Source organism: Myroides sp. N17-2 (assembly GCF_002286775.1).
Lineage (GTDB): Bacteria > Bacteroidota > Bacteroidia > Flavobacteriales > Flavobacteriaceae > Flavobacterium.
In genome coordinates this window covers 1-3,377 of sequence record NZ_NSGJ01000003.1, presented here as the reverse complement: position 1 = coordinate 3,377, position 3,377 = coordinate 1, and the positions used below count along the sequence as shown (strand labels likewise).

Here is a 3,377-nt window from a genome sequence, read left to right as displayed (position 1 = left end):
TTCTACTAAAAACTCAGGTAAAATCATTTTTATAAACTCAATATAGTTTTCCACGTTTATTATTTATCATTACAAAGATCTGTAGTTTTTAATTCACACACAACTTTTGAGATTGATCCCCAAAAAGTCCTAAGTTAACGCTTAGGACTTTTTTTTGGAGTAAACTCAATATAACACATTCTAGAAGTTTACGAAATAATCAAAAGCTCAACTTTTCAATCCATCAAATTACAATAACTATAAAATAAAAAATATTTTAAAAAACACCCTACTCCTATTGCGAGATAAAAAAATAAACTCTACTTTTGCCATCGCAATACAGAAGTAGTATTGCAGTCTACATCAAGACGCTCGAGTGGTGGAAGTGGTAGACACGCTGGACTTAAAATCCAGTGGGTAGTAATGCCCGTGCGGGTTCAAGTCCCGCCTCGAGTACCAAAAAGTCCTAAGTTAACGCTTAGGACTTTTTTTTGACATGAACTCTCGTTCTATTCCCTCCATATCACAGCGTAATCTATTATCAACTTCAGTTGATCGCTCCCGAAACTTTCAATTAAAAATCGTAACTTGCCCCCATATAAGAATTTCTATTCTATTAGAAATCAAGGATCCTATCCCATAAGGATTAACTACTTTTTTCCCTATTCCAATCCAAACCTATCTTATTACCGCCTACATTCTATGAAGTTGCTATCTAGCTTCATATGATAGCATATTGACAGCATCGTGTATCCATAGTGACTCCATTAAATAGCCTGTTTTAATGGAGTCACTATGGACTCATTATGGACTCACTATGGACTCACCCAAAACAAAACCGCATAAAACTACGTATTCGACTGTATTAATGTATAATCTGATTGATTTTAAGAAATAGCCTAGAAGATTGGCTTGAAAATGGAAATAAATTTTGAAATTCCAACACGACAAAGATAGGTATTAAAACAATATTATTTTACAACAGGCATTTTAAATTACTTACAATAAACAAATAAAACTGTTTTAAACCCAAAATCAGCGATAGGCAGATAAACGAAAAGTAATTATACAAGATAGGTCTGAATTAGTGATTTCAGCATACTATAGTATGGTTATAGAGCTAATGAAAGAACTATGAAGTAGAATTGCTTTGTAGTATTTGTCTACTGCTTATTTTGGGTTAAAGTTACAGCCTATACAATCTTAACTAATTAGTTATACATTGCTTTTATCTCTTTCTTCTTATCACAACTACAGGAAATAAATCTTGTCTCTCCCCTTTTAGAAACTCTAGAAATAACAGTATCTTTCAATCCGTAAAAACAAGATAACATTTAGCATTAAAAATATGCCTAGAGAATTAGACTACTTAGTAAAAATAGAAGGAAACGAAACTTTACTTGACCGATTTATAGACGCAATCAATAACGACAAATGTAAAGTCGCTACCGACTATCCTAATCCTTATGTGTTAGACACAGGAGAACGATTTCTGAACAGTACGATCATAGACTATTTCTTTAAAACTACTCCTTTATCTGAAGATACTTATATTGCTTTCTTTGAGAAAATGAGAATACTTAGTGAATTTAGAAGTTACTATTATACATTAGGGAATCAACTAAAAAAACTAATAATTAAAACTTTTCCTAGTGTTAAAGAAAATGGTAGTAGATTAGCAATAGAACCATCTACAACGAATCCCCCTACTCTTTCTCTATATGAAGACGAACTTCTACGTCTGCTATGTTATCTAGCTATAGGTCATATCAAGTATGACGCTAGTTATGCCACTATTACCGCTGATGAATACTTTAAAATAGCAGAAAAACTTGGTTGTAAAAGAGTACAAGAACTACGTGAATACGGTTCAGGTATGTTACCAAAAGAAATAACATATTACCAAGATAGCCAAATAAGTTTTGTTGCTAATGATGTATTAGCTACTATCCAGATAAGTATTCAAGACGACTCAGAAGATACTTACAGAAAAGTATTAACGCTAATCAATACACTATTTAAACATGACTTCCCTAAGAGCTTTGCTATCGAGTTTACAGGGCCTAATCTAAAAGATCTTGGCATAGAAGGACTTCCTAAGTGCGGACAACAATACTTATTCGCCACAGCAGTACAGTATGAATCACTTCATCCGTTAATCGTTGAATACCTAAATGCAGTAATGATCAAATGGGAATGGTACACAAATATAGATGAAGAGATCTGTACGATGCCCTCTACCTTTGCGGTTATGGCATTAGGGTTACATGACAGAAGCTACTTCGACACCTTAATCAAATATTATCGTATAGTAGATGAAGAACACCAAAGTATCCATGAATACTATACACTGCCCTTTCTAGAGAAATATGGTATTGATGTGGATAGCATAAAAGTATTCTTACAAGGTACTCAATCTATGCAAGAACAACCTCATCTAGCAGCATACACACCTTACTTCTCTTCTATAGAAAACCTGAAATTACTACTAGATAGCAAAGAACACTTCGCAGAGTATTATTTCACTGATGATGAGGATGATTATATAGATGACGACGAAATAGCTGAGTTAGAAGAATACTGTTGGGAATCTGTAATATACACTATCTATGGCGCAGAGGATAACTACGTTACAGTAACCAAGGATTGGGATGCAGAGGCATTAGCTTTATTCAAACAACTAACTGAAAAAAAGAATTAACTAATGCAGATAGTTTAATAAACATAGCTGTTATAGTGTAAACACCTATTATATGATAGATTAAAACTGTATTTGAGAAATTTGCAGAAATATTTATTAGATAATTGCTAAAAAAGACACTTAATAACTCTCTATTAATCAACATATAATAAATTAAGTTACTTTTTTAAGTCAAAAAACAAGATTTAGTTATTGTATAATAAAATATATCGTCTATATTTGCACTCGCAATACGGAAGTAGTATTGCAGTCTACAGAAGACGCTCGAGTGGTGGAAGTGGTAGACACGCTGGACTTAAAATCCAGTGGGTAGTAATGCCCGTGCGGGTTCAAGTCCCGCCTCGAGTACAAGAAAATCCTAAGTTAACGCTTAGGATTTTTTTTTTGGAGTAAACTAGACAGTACTTCTGTCTCCTTATACTGGATCAATCTCAAAAGTTGTGTTTATGCATAAAGTTTAGTCAATCTGTATAAGAAGAAGTGGATCAATCTCAAAAGTTGTGTTTATGCATAAAGTTTAGTCAATCTGTATAAGAAGAAGTCAATATCTCTTACTCCTCTAAATTGAGCCCTGAATGCGGATCAATCTCAAAAGTTGTGTTTATGCATAAAGTTTAGTCAATCTGTATAAGAAGAAGTCAATATCTCTTACTCCTCTAAATTGAGCCCTGAATGCTTTAATTTTGGCATTAAATGA

1 protein-coding gene, 2 tRNA genes and 1 pseudogene are annotated in these 3,377 nt (G+C 33.1%); 3 read left to right on the top strand and 1 reads right to left on the bottom strand.

Annotated features, from left to right (window positions below):
- The first annotated feature begins 349 nt into the window (after positions 1–349).
- The 3 genes from CF599_RS02350 (at position 350) to CF599_RS02335 (ending at position 3,028) form a co-directional block, all read left to right on the top strand.
- Positions 350–438: transfer RNA gene (locus CF599_RS02350), tRNA-Leu, on the top strand.
- An 889-nt stretch (positions 439–1,327) separates the two neighbouring features.
- Entirely contained in the window at positions 1,328–2,680 is a 1,353-nt protein-coding gene (locus CF599_RS02340; RefSeq protein WP_121964439.1) for a DUF6138 family protein, read from the top strand.
- A 262-nt stretch (positions 2,681–2,942) separates the two neighbouring features.
- A tRNA-Leu gene (locus tag CF599_RS02335) sits at positions 2,943–3,028 on the top strand.
- Between the two features lie 253 nt (positions 3,029–3,281).
- On the opposite strand, the pseudogene CF599_RS19775 reads toward CF599_RS02335, so the two are convergent.
- A pseudogene (locus CF599_RS19775) lies at positions 3,282–3,377 on the bottom strand (transposase); the annotation flags it as partial.